At 55.1% G+C, this 13,717-nt stretch carries 17 protein-coding genes and 1 tRNA gene; 7 read left to right on the top strand and 11 right to left on the bottom strand.

Features of this window, described 5'->3' with window-relative positions; translation table 11 throughout:
• Positions 1–28 precede the first annotated feature (28 nt).
• The 4 genes from K787_RS23345 to K787_RS0115455 all read right to left on the bottom strand — a co-directional run bounded on the left by K787_RS23345 (position 29) and on the right by K787_RS0115455 (position 2,866).
• Entirely contained in the window at positions 29–784 is a 756-nt protein-coding gene (locus tag K787_RS23345; protein WP_022963718.1) for a WecB/TagA/CpsF family glycosyltransferase, read from the bottom strand.
• Between the two features lie 75 nt (positions 785–859).
• On the bottom strand, positions 860–1,219 hold the full coding sequence (locus tag K787_RS23340) for a hypothetical protein (protein ID WP_022963717.1): 360 nt from the start codon (positions 1,217–1,219) through the stop codon (positions 860–862).
• Positions 1,220–1,312: 93 nt separating this feature from the next.
• Positions 1,313–2,050 (bottom strand): J domain-containing protein, encoded by a 738-nt coding sequence (locus tag K787_RS0115460; protein WP_022963716.1) that lies wholly within the window; start codon positions 2,048–2,050, stop codon positions 1,313–1,315.
• Positions 2,051–2,113: 63 nt separating this feature from the next.
• Entirely contained in the window at positions 2,114–2,866 is a 753-nt protein-coding gene (locus K787_RS0115455; protein WP_201765117.1) for a hypothetical protein, read from the bottom strand.
• A gap of 243 nt (positions 2,867–3,109) precedes the next feature.
• Between K787_RS0115455 and K787_RS0115450 the strand changes: the two genes are divergently transcribed.
• On the top strand, positions 3,110–3,391 hold the full coding sequence (locus K787_RS0115450) for a peptidylprolyl isomerase (protein WP_022963714.1): 282 nt from the start codon (positions 3,110–3,112) through the stop codon (positions 3,389–3,391).
• A 34-nt stretch (positions 3,392–3,425) separates the two neighbouring features.
• Here the strand turns inward: K787_RS0115450 and K787_RS0115445 are convergent, their stop codons facing one another.
• The 3 genes from K787_RS0115445 to K787_RS0115435 all read right to left on the bottom strand — a co-directional run bounded on the left by K787_RS0115445 (position 3,426) and on the right by K787_RS0115435 (position 5,690).
• Entirely contained in the window at positions 3,426–4,319 is an 894-nt protein-coding gene (locus K787_RS0115445) for an EamA family transporter (protein ID WP_022963713.1), read from the bottom strand.
• Positions 4,320–4,494: 175 nt separating this feature from the next.
• Positions 4,495–4,686 (bottom strand): CsbD family protein, encoded by a 192-nt coding sequence (locus K787_RS0115440; protein WP_022963712.1) that lies wholly within the window; start codon positions 4,684–4,686, stop codon positions 4,495–4,497.
• Positions 4,687–4,787: 101 nt separating this feature from the next.
• Positions 4,788–5,690: a CAP domain-containing protein gene (locus tag K787_RS0115435; protein ID WP_161785946.1), complete on the bottom strand. Its 903-nt coding sequence runs from the start codon at positions 5,688–5,690 to the stop codon at positions 4,788–4,790.
• A 168-nt stretch (positions 5,691–5,858) separates the two neighbouring features.
• On the opposite strand from K787_RS0115435, the gene K787_RS0115430 reads away from it, so the two are divergent.
• From K787_RS0115430 to K787_RS0115420, 3 genes are all read left to right on the top strand, one after another.
• Positions 5,859–6,089 (top strand): hypothetical protein, encoded by a 231-nt coding sequence (locus K787_RS0115430; protein ID WP_022963710.1) that lies wholly within the window; start codon positions 5,859–5,861, stop codon positions 6,087–6,089.
• A 128-nt stretch (positions 6,090–6,217) separates the two neighbouring features.
• On the top strand, positions 6,218–6,637 hold the full coding sequence (locus K787_RS24805) for a GNAT family N-acetyltransferase (RefSeq protein ID WP_084672128.1): 420 nt from the start codon (positions 6,218–6,220) through the stop codon (positions 6,635–6,637).
• Between the two features lie 239 nt (positions 6,638–6,876).
• A complete protein-coding gene (locus tag K787_RS0115420; RefSeq protein WP_022963708.1) occupies positions 6,877–7,590 on the top strand; it encodes a TorF family putative porin in 714 nt (237 codons plus the stop codon).
• Positions 7,591–7,717: 127 nt separating this feature from the next.
• Here the strand turns inward: K787_RS0115420 and dcd are convergent, their stop codons facing one another.
• Positions 7,718–8,284 (bottom strand): dCTP deaminase, encoded by a 567-nt coding sequence (dcd, locus tag K787_RS0115415; RefSeq protein ID WP_022963707.1) that lies wholly within the window; start codon positions 8,282–8,284, stop codon positions 7,718–7,720.
• Between the two features lie 82 nt (positions 8,285–8,366).
• Positions 8,367–9,461 carry an iron-sulfur cluster carrier protein ApbC gene (gene apbC, locus K787_RS0115410; RefSeq protein ID WP_022963706.1) on the bottom strand — a complete coding sequence of 365 codons (1,095 nt, stop codon included), beginning with the start codon at positions 9,459–9,461 and terminating at the stop codon, positions 8,367–8,369.
• Positions 9,462–9,694: 233 nt separating this feature from the next.
• On the opposite strand from apbC, the gene K787_RS25115 reads away from it, so the two are divergent.
• Positions 9,695–9,789, top strand: a tRNA-Sec gene (locus K787_RS25115).
• Positions 9,790–9,809: 20 nt separating this feature from the next.
• Here the strand turns inward: K787_RS25115 and dctP are convergent.
• Positions 9,810–10,949, bottom strand: a complete 1,140-nt coding sequence (dctP, locus tag K787_RS23335; protein WP_022963705.1) for a TRAP transporter substrate-binding protein DctP — start codon at positions 10,947–10,949, stop codon at positions 9,810–9,812.
• Positions 10,950–11,106: 157 nt separating this feature from the next.
• On the opposite strand from dctP, the gene K787_RS0115400 reads away from it, so the two are divergent.
• Positions 11,107–11,700: a TRAP transporter small permease gene (locus K787_RS0115400; protein ID WP_022963704.1), complete on the top strand. Its 594-nt coding sequence runs from the start codon at positions 11,107–11,109 to the stop codon at positions 11,698–11,700.
• Positions 11,701–11,715: 15 nt separating this feature from the next.
• Positions 11,716–12,996 (top strand): TRAP transporter large permease, encoded by a 1,281-nt coding sequence (locus K787_RS0115395; RefSeq protein WP_028614991.1) that lies wholly within the window; start codon positions 11,716–11,718, stop codon positions 12,994–12,996.
• Between the two features lie 3 nt (positions 12,997–12,999).
• Here K787_RS0115395 and K787_RS0115390 read toward each other — a convergent pair whose 3' ends face one another.
• Positions 13,000–13,641, bottom strand: a complete 642-nt coding sequence (locus K787_RS0115390) for an alpha/beta family hydrolase (RefSeq protein ID WP_022963702.1) — start codon at positions 13,639–13,641, stop codon at positions 13,000–13,002.
• Positions 13,642–13,717: the final 76 nt, after the last annotated feature.

Below are 13,717 nucleotides of genomic sequence, written 5' to 3'. Positions count from 1 at the left end.
GTGGGGCTTTTTACTGTGCGACCTAATACTAGCGGGCGGTCATACCGTTACGCGCAAGATAGTAGAAAAAGCGTGGAATCCCCAACACATAGCGCAGAGCCAGACGCCTAGGTTCCTTCAGTAGCCGGTAAAACCACTCCATACCTGCTTTGCGGAAAAGCAGCGGTGCACGCTTGAACCGGTTCGCTGCAAAATCCAGGATCGCACCCCCACAAATAATCAATGCGGGCCCCTTGATCGCGGCCTGCATGTGCCGCGCAACCTCCTCTTGTTTGGGCATCCCCATCGCCAAAAGAATCACTGGGAAGCGTCCCTGCTGGCAATGCTGGCGCAAGTAATCAAGATAGGTTTCTGTCGGCTGAAAGCCATCCACGGCATGAAAACTGTGATGCCTGAACAATTGCTCTGCACCCTTCTCCAGCCAGGGGTTTCGGGTTCCCATGGCAAAGAACTGGTAATCGCACGGGGTGGTTTCAAGCAAGTGATCAACCAACTGCGGAATGAAGTCAGAGCCGTTCATATTCGCCTTCGGCTCACGACCGTTGAGCTGACAGGCCCATTTAATTCCGATGCCATCTCTAAGCAAGTAAGTCATATCCGCGAAACGCTGCTGCAGCTCAGGATCTTTCTGAGCAAGGTTGTAGGCATGCTGGTTGAGAAAAGCAACTGTCGAGGGGGCCGTCACAGACGCCAAGTTCTTCATTAACGCCTCGGAGTCAGCGTCGTCGATGAGGTCGAGCCTAGTGATCAAGCGGTCCTTATAGCGAAACAATGCTTTGGTCATATGCGTGACTTCTCGGTGGAAATATTGACAACATATGCGCGTATACAACCTAGCTATAGTCCTTACCAAGTGCCTTTAGTTCAATCTCGCAGGGCTTTCACCTGCCCCGTCATCCGCTCCAGCATCCGTGTCACCCGCCGTATTTTGCGGGCCGCCCTGCGCCGATAATATCTGAAGTTGGGAGTACCCTTGACGGGTCAATAACACCAGGTGAACCGTGCTGGCATAAATCTGCTCCGTCCTCTTGAGCGCGTCCAATAGCTGAGCGTATTGCTCCTGCGGGAGATAGAAGTAATCCCTGCCTTCTAGTAGATTTCTCTGGTAGGTCTTGAACAGTTTAAAACTTGCTCCTTTGGTCAAACTATTGAGCTGATCAATCTGCCGAAAGCTCAGGGTTTCAACCTGTTCAAATACGATGGGCTGTAACGTAACCATTTGATTTTAAATAACCTTTATTTCATAAATAGGCGCGAGGACGAGTTCGAACTGGGCTAGCTGATTCTGCCCTCCGAGCAGGCTCCACGCGCATTAACCCAGCAGCACATCCTTGGCCTGGTTAATCAATGCCGCAAGATAATCACTGCCGCCGCGGTCCGGGTGCATCTTCTGCATCATGCGCCGATGCGCCTCGATGACCTCTTCACGACTGGCGCCGGCCTGAAGACCAAGGACCTCCAGCGCTTCTTGCTCAGTCAACGCGCCACTGCGCTGCTGACCCTGGGCACGTCCAGGCTGCCCATCCTGATCAGCCGTGTCGTCATCGCGCCAGGAGTCGCCAAAGCGCCTGTCCAGATAGGTTTCCAGCAAGCGCGCCGAGTCCTCATCAGTCTCACGGCAATAGTGCAATAGCTGGATAAATTCACCTTCACTCAGATCCGTCAGCGCACGACCTGCCAATGGGCCACTTAGCACGCTGCCGGCCATGTCTCCAGAGTCGTGGTCCAGCGTCATTTCAAGTACTTGAGAGGTCACCTTTGACTGATTTCCTGCGCTCGGCTGCCCGCGGCTACCGGGCATTTTCGTGCCGCGCAGCAATCCGCCCATGACCAACCCAGGCACCAGACGCTTGATAACCGGCAGCAGTCCGGCGAGCAGCGCCAAAACCAGGTAGAAACGCCCTGACAACGCCAATACGACCATAATCAGCAGCACGCCCAGCAACAGCAACATAACTAATGCAGCGCGGCGCTGAGGCGCTGGCAGGCTGCGGACCCAGAACCAGCCAATCACGCCGATGATGATTAATACAATTAACAGTAAGCCCAAGACGTCCTCCGACGAGCTGCATGATCGATTGTCGATCGGGTTGCCTGACGCGACGCTCGCTACTCAGCGAATCTGCCCGGTCAAACGTTTTACCTCGGGGGAGCTCTGACTGGCATAGTGCTTCAACGCTTTTACGCCGCCCGATGCATAGACCGCAACAGCGGCCAGCAGCTCCTTCAACAACTGTGGGCTGCTACGATCAAAGGGTGCATAGGCGCCGCCCGACAGCTTGCTTACCTGCTCAAAGACCGCTCTGGTATGCGCGTCCTGGCCTTCCTGAAACATGAATACTGGTGTGCGCAACATGCCCAGCTCTCCGGCACTGTGGCAGAGCGGATCAACCGACTCTTCACAACAGTCGCCAATAAAGACGACGGCTTTAACTGGCTGGGTACGTGTTTCCTTTAACGCATGCTGCAAGACGCGGTTGATCTGAGTAACCCCGCCTAAACAACGCACGCCGTTCATTAGTTTGAGCAACTGATTGGTCTGGGTCACGAAGGCAGTCGCTTTGAACTCGCCGTACCCACGGTAGTAGCACAGCTGGATCGCCAACCCGCCCAGATCACGGGTAACCAGAAACAGCTCACTCTGCAGATCACAGGCTTGATCCCAGGTAGCTTCACGGCTGGCCGTAGCGTCCAGTGCAAATAGCAGACGCCCTTGGCCTTCGGCCTTGGTCGGCAGATTACGGACCTGGTGGATAAACTGCTCAATAGACTGTTTATCCGACCTTTCACCGGCGGTCGCTGGCAAGTCATGACGACCCCGGCTCGGTTGCTGCTGTTTGGTCTGGCGCTCAGTTTTATCTGACATGGCTGTGTTGGCTGCATTAGTTGGCTGCATTAATAGTAGGTGTGCTCATTACTCACACTAGAGCAAAGTCCCGGCTTTTCACAGACTGGTTCAGCCGCCGCAATGATTTATTACCTAATCGGAGTTAAGACTGGCGCTTTCGAGGCGCCGCGCTTTGCGCTACCCTCTGCTACTTCTTCAATTGACCGCTCAACTGATCGTTCAACTGATTGCCCTATTGGCCACCTTACTGGAGTAACCCCCATGCCTAAAGCCACAGCTCGCCATATCCTCGTACCCACAGAAGAAAAGTGCAACGAATTGAAAGCCGCTATCGAAGGCGGTGCTGATTTCGCCAAGATTGCCAAAGACAACTCAACCTGCCCGTCCGGCCGCGACGGCGGCGACTTGGGCTCATTTGGCCCAGGTCAAATGGTCAAGGAATTTGATACCGTGGTGTTCAGCGCGCCGATCAATGTCGTTCAAGGGCCGGTCAAGACCCAATTCGGCTATCACCTGCTGGAAGTGACCAGTCGTCAGGACTGATACCAGAAAACTGGCTGGGCACTCGCCCAGCCAGCTATAGAGAACGCGCGGCGCGCAGCCGCCAGCGGCCAAACAACCAACCGCCAGACACATTGATCAGAATCCCGAGCATGACCAGCAACGCGCCGGTTAATTGCATAGGCCCTACCCGCTCGCCTGCCAACAACGCGGCGGAGGTTAGCCCGATCACCGGCACCAATAGCGAGAAGGGCGCGACCTGACTCGCCGGATAGCGCGACAGCAATCGCCCCCACAGGCTGTATCCGAGAAGAGTGGCACCAAAAGCCAGGTAGCAGAGCACCAGCACGGTATCCAGACTGATGTTCAGCAAGGCCTCGCGCATCAGCAGTGGGCCCTCCAACCACAAAGACAGCGCCAAAAAGGGTAACGGCGGAATCATACTGCCCCACACCACCAGCCCGACCAGATTCACCTTGCCGATCTTGCGCGTGGCGATGTTACCCATCGCCCACATGGAAGCCGCGCAGATCGTCAACAGAAAGCCCGCCAGCGTCATTACCTTGTCTACTTGCAGGCCGATCAAGGTCAAACCGCTAGCCGCTACCAACAACCCGATCAGATTGAACCCGCGTAGCCGCTCACCGAGAAACAGCACCGCAAAAAACAGGGTGAACAACGCCTGGGACTGCAGTACAACCGAGGCCAGACCCGCCGGCATGCCAACCGACATCGCATAGAAGAGAAAAGCAAACTGGCCCAGTGAAATCGTCAGGCCGTAGGCCAGAAGCCAACGCAGCGGCACGTCAGGGCGTTTGATAAAGAGCACGGCGGGGAACACCACCAACATGAAGCGCAATGCACCGAGCAACATGGGTGGCATCCCTTGCAGTCCGGTTTTGATCACAACAAAATTCATGCCCCAAACGACAATGACCACTAGTGCCAAGACTAAATCTCGCGGGGCCATGACGATTCTCCTGCAAAGCGTCTATTAGGCCTGCAATCCAGTCGCTTGACACCATACAGTCAGGACGGCGAACTACATCACAGTCAGCCAGAACGCAATAAGGGCCGGTACACTTATGTGTACCGGCCCTTATTCAGAAACGAATATAAGCGCTTCTGTCAGCGTTCAAGCCTGGTTAGGCTTTGTCGACGCCTTTCTTGACCGCATCTTTGGCATCGCCCTTGGCTTGCTGCAGATCGCCCTTGGCTTCCTGCAACTTACCTTCGCCTTTCAGGCTGTCGTTGTTAGTCGCTTCGCCAACGCCCTGCTTGCCTTTACCGACTGCTTCGTTGGTTTTGCCTTTGATTTTGTCTGTTGTGCTAGTCATTACTGTCACCTTTGCGTCAATGTTTGCGTCAATGGTCGCGAAAATAAATGTCGCTTACAGTAAGTTGACCGGTCATAAAGCGCACAAGTTCAGATTATTTGTCACTCTTTTGGCGCGCCCAAGACTTGCGTCCAGAAAATGGCGCTATCGCTGGCCGGGTTCACAACATAGGCCGCGCCCATCTCAGTAAACTGCGGATTCATAAGATTCGCGCAATGCCCTGGACTCATCAACCATCCCGCCACCGCCTGCTTTGGCGACCCATGACCCGCCGCCAGATTCTCGCCGATCAATTGATAGTCATAGCCCTCGCGCTTGGCCCGCTCTCCCACCTGGCTATTATCTCGCCCGGTATGGCTGAAGTAGTTTTGCTTCGCCATATCATGACTATGCTCCAACGCTGAACTGGCGAGCTGCTCGTTCCAAGCTAACGGCAGCGTGCTGGCAAAGGTTTGAGAACCGCAGGTGCGCGACTCGCCACGCACCTCATTGACCAGATCCAACACTTCCTTGCCCGCCTCCTCCCAGTCAACCATCCCGCTGGATAACAGCGAGCGCGCCATGACCAACTGCCATCTTTTGCCGTCCCGTGACACGCCAACATCTGCGTAAGCCGGATTCATCAACACACCACAATACTGCTGCTTGAGCACGGTCATTAACATGGCGATATCTTCCGGACCACTGACTCGTACAGCCTGCGCCTGTGCCGCTTGGTAACCTGCACGCTGCAACAGGTTGCTCAGGTCCTGGCCAGAGATATTCGGTAACCCGGTCAATGCCACACTGGTGGCCAGAGGTCCCGCCGGCGGCTTGAAGTCCCCGTCACAATCGCGACCCGATTCACGGTACTCGTTTATAAGGGTAACCACCTGCGTGGTCTCATCGGCGCTGACCGAGGCCGCAGCGAGCAACCCCGAGGCCAGCAGCGCAGCGCAAGCAAAGCGTCCAAGAACAAGATGTTGTGGTGCAAGCGGGGGCGTGCAAGGCGAAGCATCTTCCATGTGTGAACCTGTTAAAGAGAAATCATGTTCCGTTTCTGACAGCTTAAAGCGCAGATTGATCCAGACCGATTGCATCTGGTCCGGAAATAATCTGCCTACTCTGGAACACTTGCAATAAACCGGTATACTCGCGCACCCGGAACCCCGGAATAACTACACGGATTTTTCATGAGCAGCGACAACCCGTCAGACCAGCCAACAGCGGAACATTGCGCCGCTCAGCATGATACCGAGCAAGCTGCACAAACGCCTGCGTTCAAGCTACCTTTTTCCACCACCGAGGCACTGGCTGCTAAAAACGCCAAGCAGCCCTGGCACCTCAAGGGTAGCAATCCGCGGCATGAGAAGAGAATTGGCATGGCCCCCAAGGGTACTCGCCGGTCCATGGGCAAGCGCTGAGGTTCTGACCACAAATCGAGCCACTTACCGGCGCTTGCTTGGACCTTGATCTTGCCAAAGGCTGAACTGTAGGCTGCGTGTAGTCTATCGATCGGCCACCTTTAACGATGCAGCGCATTCACTCCCTCATGCCAGCCAACGCTTACTGTCAACAGCTACCACCCAATCAGCAGGCACAGGCCAACGATTTCTATCGTCGGCATGGCAGCGCTATAAAAGCGCGACAAGCGCATCAGGTGTGGATCGCAGGAGCGCCGAATATAGCCGCATGCACTTGCGTTCAGCCGGTACCTGGCAGCGAAGGGCACTGGCTAACCAGCCTGTTCGTTGACCCGGCATTGCGCTGCTGCGGCCTGGCTGGGCGCCTGCTTGATCATGTGCGGTCCAATGTTGAAGGTCCTATCTGGCTTTTCTGCCGGCCCGAACTCGGCGGCCTTTACCAGCGCCATGGCTACCAGATCGCCGCTGACCTGCCGCAATCGCTGGCCACTAAACTCAGCCGCTATCAGCACGACAAACAGTTGATCGCGATGGTCCATTTGGGCTGATCACAGTGAATCCAGCCCTGCGTATTGCATCCCGCACCACAACCAAGCCTGACCAACCCATGGCGCACTACCCGGGTGCAATGCTGGCCGAATGGCACTGAAAATACGCTTTTGCATTGTCACATTTCATTCATAACCCCATGAAAATAAAACGCTATTAAAAACTGGCAAGCAATGTGCTTAGTGACTCATGCCAACGTATTGATAGCTTATAAATCACACATATGGGGTATTTGATAATGATGAAAAAACTGACCGCCGCCATCGCCGCAGCGACCACTCTGGGCTTTGCCAATATGGCCCATGCAGAAGAGTTCGACACCGCTATCGGCACCATTGATGCGAGCATGACTGCCACACTGGCAACCGACTACATCTGGCGTGGTCAGTCTCAGACTGATGGCACGGGTGCAGTACAAGCGAGTCTGGATTTCGCTCACGAAAGCGGGATTTACGTTGGAGCCTGGGGGTCGAACGTGGACTCCGAGGACTTTGACGGTGGCAGCATTGAGCTTGATTACTACGTCGGCTACGGCGGCGCCATTACAGAAGACATCAGCTATGACCTTTCGTGGGCTACCTACACCTACCCGAAAGGGATCGACAGTGTAGATGAACTGCTGGCTAGCGTTGATCTGTATGGCTTCACCTTGGGCGCCAAGTACGCTTACGACCCGCAGAGCCAGCTTTATACATACATTGGGTACGGTTTCGATCTCCCCTATGACATCGGCCTGGCATTGCATTACGGCTTGACCGATACCAAGGACCCACTGGATGGCGATAGTGGCGATGAGAAATACGCTGACTGGGCCCTGACCGTAAGCAAAGACATGCTGGGCCTGGGGTGGGCGTTAATGTACAGCGATACAGACCTCGGCAGCGACTGCCCGTATGTTAGCAGCAGCTCCTGCGATTCCAGCGTTACGCTTGCTGTGTCCAAGTCGTTCTGATAAGAAATCAACAGGTTCTATACGTATTAGAGCCGTAAGCGCGAAAAGCCCCGGCTTCCAGTAGTGGAAGCCGGGGCTTTTTCATTAGACCTTGATGTGAGCCTCGTCCGATAACAGCTGAGACTGGCTAGGCTCTCGGCAGTGTTACGCCGCGCTGACCCTGGTACTTGCCGCCACGATCACGATAAGACACCTCACAGGGCTCATCGGATTCAAAAAACAGCATCTGTGCAACACCCTCATTGGCATAAATCTTTGCCGGCAAGGTTGTGGTATTGGAAAACTCCAGCGTTACATGGCCTTCCCATTCCGGCTCCAGCGGTGTGACGTTGACAATGATGCCGCAACGCGCATAAGTGCTTTTACCCAAGCAGATGGTCAGCACATTGCGCGGGATGCGGAAATATTCAACGGTGCGCGCCAGAGCAAAGGAGTTAGGCGGGATGATGCACACGTCGCTGGTGATATCGACAAAGCTCTTCTCGTCGAAGTGTTTGGGATCCACTGTAGCCGAATGAATGTTGGTGAAAACCTTGAACTCATTCGAGCAACGTACATCGTAGCCGTAACTGGACACGCCATAGGAAATGACCCGGTCACTCTCCTCGCCGCGTACCTGACGCTCGACAAAGGGCTCGATCATGCCCTGTTCCTGGGACATTTGACGTATCCAACGGTCTGACTTGATGCTCATGATATGCCCTGCGGTGTGCAAAAAAGAGGTTGCATGTTAACGGGTAATCTCCAGTGAAAAAAGGGTGCTTGATCGCCAGGCCTCAATCGTCACTGATACTGATGCTGGGCAGGGCTTGGGTATCGCCTGCGCGCTCGGCTATGCGCGCACCGACGTGCCGCGCCATGTCCTGATAGATCATGCTGATCTGACACTCCGGCTCGGCTACAACGGTTGGCGTACCACCGTCGACCTGCTCGCGAATCATCATCGACAATGGCATGGAAGCCAGCAGGTCAACTCCGTACTGCTCGGCCAACCGCTCGCCTCCACCTTCACCAAACAGGTGTTCGGCATGCCCACACTGCGAGCAAATGTGTATTGCCATATTTTCCACGACACCCAACACCGGAATATTCACCTTATTGAACATCTCGATGCCCTTGATCGCATCCAGCAGCGCCAGATCCTGCGGCGTGGTCACGATCACCGCGCCGGTCACCGGGACTTTTTGCGCCAACGTCAGCTGAATGTCGCCGGTGCCGGGCGGCATGTCGACTACCAGGTAGTCCAGGTCATCCCAGGCGGTTTGGGTCAGCAGTTGCATCAGCGCACCCGACACCATGGGACCGCGCCATACGGCCGGGGTATTCTCGTCCATCAGAAAGGCCATGGACATCACCTGCACGCCGTGGGCTCTAGGGGCGACAAACAGTTTCTTGTCCTTGATTTGCGGCCGGGTGTTAGCCGGCAGCCCAAGCATCAAGCCCATACTGGGGCCATAGATGTCCGCATCGAGAATGCCTACCGTAGCGCCTTCACGTGCCAGTGCCAGTGCCAGATTGACGGCGGTGGTTGATTTGCCCACACCGCCCTTGCCCGACGCTACCGCGATAATATTCTTCACGTTAGCCAGCGCTTCAATACTGCCCTGAACAGGGGCGGCACGGACCACGCAGCGTACATTGACCTTGGCAGATTCGACCTGATCAACCGCCTCCACCGCCACCTGCAACATCTGCGCGATTCCGGCAGTCAAGCTGGCAGCGGCGTAGCCCAGCTCGATCTCCACCGTTACCTTGCCGCCTTCAATCTGGACATCACGCAGACATCCAGCGCTGATCAGGTCCGTTTTCAGATAAGGGTCCTGATACTGACTCAGGGCGCGTTCAATATTGCTGCGATCAATAGATGACATGGGCGTTTCCAAAGGGGAGATCAGGTTTACATGCTAATGGCTGGCTCACGCGCAGGAAACCCCGGCAGGCCATTTGCTTGTATTAAAAAACAGGATCAGAGAAAAACAGAGGGCCGCCACACAGCGGAGCTACGGTTTACTGGCAGAGTAGTCGGCAAGCGCGTTATTTCGCGTCATCTAGCATCCTGATACACAGCGCGCCGACCGGCGCGCTGTGTTAATTTGCCGATATTGGAAGGGCATCGTCCCCGGTGGGGCGCTCGGATTTCAAACCCGGTGAGATGCGCCAAGCGCGTCTGGTAGGTTCGACTCCTATTCCCTTCCGCCATCAAGCCTTAGCAAAAACGCTCAAGCAGCGTCAGCTTCTTCCATTTCTTCTTCACTACCGCCTTCTTCTACTTCCTCTTCCAGATCAGCATCGCCTGGATTCGCTGCTTCAACCTGCTCGATCAAGGCATTCATCAAGCGCTCACCGCGCTCCCCGACCATCTCGACGAAGGTATCTCGTACAGGCATGCTCAGCTCACGGAAAGCGTTACGCTCTTGCGGCGTCAGGTACACCAGTTCGATATTGCTATTTTCGGTGATGATATCCAGGCGTTCGGTATTCAGGCGCGTCTGCACCTCATGGATATGCGGCACTAGCTCGACTACCGCCTCCTCGATCATATCCTTGTGTTCATCAGACAAGTCGTCATACCAGGCCTGGTTACCCATAAAGGTCGCGATAAACTGCGCCTGATTGGCAAAGATCAGATAATCCTGAACCTGATAGAAATCCATTTCCTGATGAGCAAAAACCGGTTGAATATTGCCATCCAACTGGCCCAACTGCATGCCGCTAAACAACTCGCCATACTCCATGGTGGTGGGCTGGGCGCCGTAGGCACTGTACGTTTCACGCAACAGACGGTTATCCATGGTGCGAATGGCCATGCCGCTGAAATCTTCCGGAGTACGGACCGCTTTGTTGGCACTCCATACCTGCCAACCCTCGGGCACGATCGCCAGTGGTTGCAGATTGCGTTCGCGGAAAGCCGCTACCAGGTCTTCATGCTTGCGGAACGCCGGGTCATTAAGAATCTCGGCGTTCAGTTTTTCATCATCGGTCAAGATAAAATTAAGGCTGAAAAGTTGCGACTCAGGAACCGTTCCACCCAAAAAACCCGATCCAAAAGCCAGTTGAATGGCCCCTTCCTGAACCTGATCATAGATATCAGTCAAGCCGCCTAGCTGGCCGTAGGGATAGAGCCTGACTTCAATTTCGCCGTCAGACTTTTCACTGATCAGCTCGGCAAATTTTTCGCCGTATTCGTATTGCACACTGCCTTCAATCTCTTCCAGACCAAAACCCCATGTTGTGACTTCTGCTGAGGTAGCTTCTGGAGCCGCCGTGTCCGGTGTCGTTGACGCGGTTTCCTGCTCGTCTGAACCACAAGCTGCCAGCAATACGACAGCCCCGGCAATTAATCCATTACGCATTATCATGGAACGCTCCTTATCAATTGTTCTGGTTAACATTTTTAACCTTAGCACAAGCTGCGCTATGCAAAAACAATCGACTTGGGTTATGTTGAATTAAGCAACATTCAAAGCGCTATTTAGCAACAGTGTCGCAAATGGACTGTATGCAGAGGACAATCACATGCCCGAGCCACAAGGGCCCCCAGCTACCAACGGTTGGAAAAAGGGATTGATCAGCGCTTTCAGTTTGCTGGATCGCTTCACCGAGCAGATCGAAAAACTGATTTTAGGCTCCACCGTGCTATTCGTTTCCGTGTTGCTGGTCGCCCATGTACTGGGCAGGCAACTTTTTGGCAGCGGCGTCACTGGTCAGGTGGAGCTGACACAAATGAGCATGGTCGTCATGACCTTTGCAGGCTTGGGTTACGGCGTGCGCCGAGCCAGGCACATTTGTATGTCGGCCTTCTACGATCAGCTCAAGGGCTGGCCCCGCAAGGCACTGCTCATAGCCATCAGCACGCTAACCGGGGCGCTGATGTTTTACCTGTGCTGGCACGCCTGGGATTACGTCAGCAATATCCAAAGCCGCGGGCGCATTTCGTCGGCACTGCAAATACCCTTGTGGATTCCCTACCTGGCTGCGCCAATCGGATTTGCGTTAGCCGGGTTGCAGTACTGGCTGACAGCGGCACGCAACCTCATTTCCAAGGACATCTACCGCTCATTCAGCGAAAAAGAGCGTTACGACGAGGTGCCCATTGACCCTACTTCCTGACCTATGGGCTCGCCCATGATAACGATCATCGTCATCAGCATGATTGTGCTGTTATTACTCGGTTTCCCGATGATGGTGCCACTGCTGGTAGCCAGTCTCATGTTTCTGTTTCTGGTCATCGACATGAACAACGTCGGCTTGCTCATGGGCCAGATGATCAGCGGCGTGCAAAGCTGGGCATTGGCGGCCGTCCCCCTGTTTATCTTTGCCGCAGATCTGATGACCCGTGGCCATACGGCCAATCGCCTGCTGGATCTGGTGCAAAGCTTTGTCGGGCACCTTCGCGGCGGCCTGCCCATTACCACGGCGGCAAGTTGCACTCTATTTGGCGCCGTGTCGGGATCCACTCAGGCCACTGTCGTCGCCATGGGCGGCCCGATGCGCCCGAAACTGCTGGAAAAAGGCTATTCGGACTCTTTCAGCATTGCTTTGATCATCAACGCTAGCGACATCGCCCTACTGATCCCGCCCAGCATCGGCATGATTATCTACGGGGTAGTCTCAGGTGCCTCGATTGGCGATCTTTTCATTGCCGGGATTTTGCCCGGCCTGCTGATTCTGCTGATGTTTTCGGTGTATTGCTGGTATGCCTCGATCCGCATGGGCATCGCCCCGGAAGAACGGGCTACTTGGATAATGCGTGGGCGGGCGTTGAAAAAAGCCTTGCTACCGCTGGGCTTCCCCTTGGTGGTGGTAGGCGGTATTTATGGCGGTATTTTCAGCCCTACCGAAGCCGCGGCTATTGCTGTGCTTTATGCTTTTGTATTGGAGGTTGTCATTCTGCGCGCGGTCAAGGTCAGCGAGCTATGGGATGTCGCCCTGTCGACCGGATTGATCACCGCCGTGGTGTTTATTCTGGTGGCGGCGGGTAATGCCTTCACCTATACCATTTCCTTTGCCGGCATCCCCCAGGCAATCCTCGGGCCGGTTATTGAAACCATTGGCGATAGCCAGACCCTGGTCCTGGCGCTGATCGCCGTCTCTTTTTTTATCGGCTGCATGTTTGTCGACCCCATTGTCGTCATTCTGATCCTCACCCCACTGTTCAAGCCTGCGGTAGCAGCTGCTGGCCTGGACCCAGTTCATGTTGGCGTGATCGTCACACTGCAAGCGGCTATAGGCTCGGCTACGCCGCCTTTCGGTTGTGATATTTTCACCGCGATGGCGATATTCAGGCGGCCCTATTTCGACGTGATTCGCGGGACTCTGCCGTTCATTTTGATATTGCTGGCCGCGACCGTGGTGCTAATCATGTTTCCGGCGATCTCCTTGTGGCTGCCGTCGCTGGCGGCATAAGAATCAGCCAGCCAGGCGCTCTCGACAAAAAACCGCAGTAGCCTTGGCTGCCTCCTTAACCACCTCTGCCTGGGTGCGACCAGAAGCCTTGAGCGGTTTAAAGTCGTGATCGCCGCTCTCCAGCCATTGCACCTGCAACGGTTGCGAAAGCAGGTAACCTGCAACCTCCGCGGGCCTGCCCAGCGGGTCGCGCGTGCCCTGGAGTATCAGCACCGGAGTGGTTAGCTGCTGTAAATGTGCGGTACGCGTCTTGTCCGGTTTACCTGGGGGATGAAAGGGATAACCAAAGCAGGCGACGCCTGACACCGGCAGCTCGTCAGCCAGCATGCTGGCCACCCTGCCACCCATCGATTTGCCGCCAAGAAATACTGGGCCTACTTTATTCGCAAGGGCGTTTGCATGCTGCGCGCGGAAGCACTCGAGCAACCGGGGCATCGGATCTGGCGGGCGTTTGCGGCCCGACAACCGCCGATCTTGCATATAAGGGAATTCAAACCTGATCACACGCAACCCCAGCGCACTGAGCTCGGCACTCAGCCGTTGCATGAATGGGCTGTCCATGGGTGCACCAGCACCGTGAGCAAGCAGCAGTGTGGCAAAGGGTTTGCCATCTTCAGGCAGATCGATCAACTCGGTACAGAGCATCGGAATAGCTCCCGGCTAAAGGTCGTGCGACAAGATGCCACGTAATTAATAAGGGTAATGTGCTTCACACATCATA

The sequence above is a fragment of the Halopseudomonas pelagia CL-AP6 genome, assembly GCF_000410875.1.
Taxonomy (GTDB): Bacteria; Pseudomonadota; Gammaproteobacteria; order Pseudomonadales; family Pseudomonadaceae; genus Halopseudomonas; species Halopseudomonas pelagia.
The sequence above is the reverse complement of the archived record's forward strand: the minus strand, read 5'-3'. Positions and strand labels throughout refer to the sequence as shown.

What these genes read in the sequence shown, in the direction of transcription:
- K787_RS23345 (WP_022963718.1), bottom strand. Translation starts at nt 784, where the DNA reads ATGACCAAAGCATTGTTTCGCTATAAGGACCGCTTGATCACTAGGCTC.
- K787_RS23340 (WP_022963717.1), bottom strand. Translation starts at nt 1,219, where the DNA reads ATGGTTACGTTACAGCCCATCGTATTTGAACAGGTTGAAACCCTGAGC.
- K787_RS0115455 (WP_201765117.1), bottom strand. Translation starts at nt 2,866, where the DNA reads ATGTCAGATAAAACTGAGCGCCAGACCAAACAGCAGCAACCGAGCCGG.
- K787_RS0115450 (WP_022963714.1), top strand. Translation starts at nt 3,110, where the DNA reads ATGCCTAAAGCCACAGCTCGCCATATCCTCGTACCCACAGAAGAAAAG.
- K787_RS0115445 (WP_022963713.1), bottom strand. Translation starts at nt 4,319, where the DNA reads ATGGCCCCGCGAGATTTAGTCTTGGCACTAGTGGTCATTGTCGTTTGG.
- K787_RS0115440 (WP_022963712.1), bottom strand. Translation starts at nt 4,686, where the DNA reads ATGACTAGCACAACAGACAAAATCAAAGGCAAAACCAACGAAGCAGTC.
- K787_RS0115435 (WP_161785946.1), bottom strand. Translation starts at nt 5,690, where the DNA reads ATGGAAGATGCTTCGCCTTGCACGCCCCCGCTTGCACCACAACATCTT.
- K787_RS0115430 (WP_022963710.1), top strand. Translation starts at nt 5,859, where the DNA reads ATGAGCAGCGACAACCCGTCAGACCAGCCAACAGCGGAACATTGCGCC.
- K787_RS24805 (WP_084672128.1), top strand. Translation starts at nt 6,218, where the DNA reads ATGCCAGCCAACGCTTACTGTCAACAGCTACCACCCAATCAGCAGGCA.
- K787_RS0115420 (WP_022963708.1), top strand. Translation starts at nt 6,877, where the DNA reads ATGATGAAAAAACTGACCGCCGCCATCGCCGCAGCGACCACTCTGGGC.
- dcd (WP_022963707.1), bottom strand. Translation starts at nt 8,284, where the DNA reads ATGAGCATCAAGTCAGACCGTTGGATACGTCAAATGTCCCAGGAACAG.
- apbC (WP_022963706.1), bottom strand. Translation starts at nt 9,461, where the DNA reads ATGTCATCTATTGATCGCAGCAATATTGAACGCGCCCTGAGTCAGTAT.
- dctP (WP_022963705.1), bottom strand. Translation starts at nt 10,949, where the DNA reads ATGATAATGCGTAATGGATTAATTGCCGGGGCTGTCGTATTGCTGGCA.
- K787_RS0115400 (WP_022963704.1), top strand. Translation starts at nt 11,107, where the DNA reads ATGCCCGAGCCACAAGGGCCCCCAGCTACCAACGGTTGGAAAAAGGGA.
- K787_RS0115395 (WP_028614991.1), top strand. Translation starts at nt 11,716, where the DNA reads ATGATAACGATCATCGTCATCAGCATGATTGTGCTGTTATTACTCGGT.
- K787_RS0115390 (WP_022963702.1), bottom strand. Translation starts at nt 13,641, where the DNA reads ATGCTCTGTACCGAGTTGATCGATCTGCCTGAAGATGGCAAACCCTTT.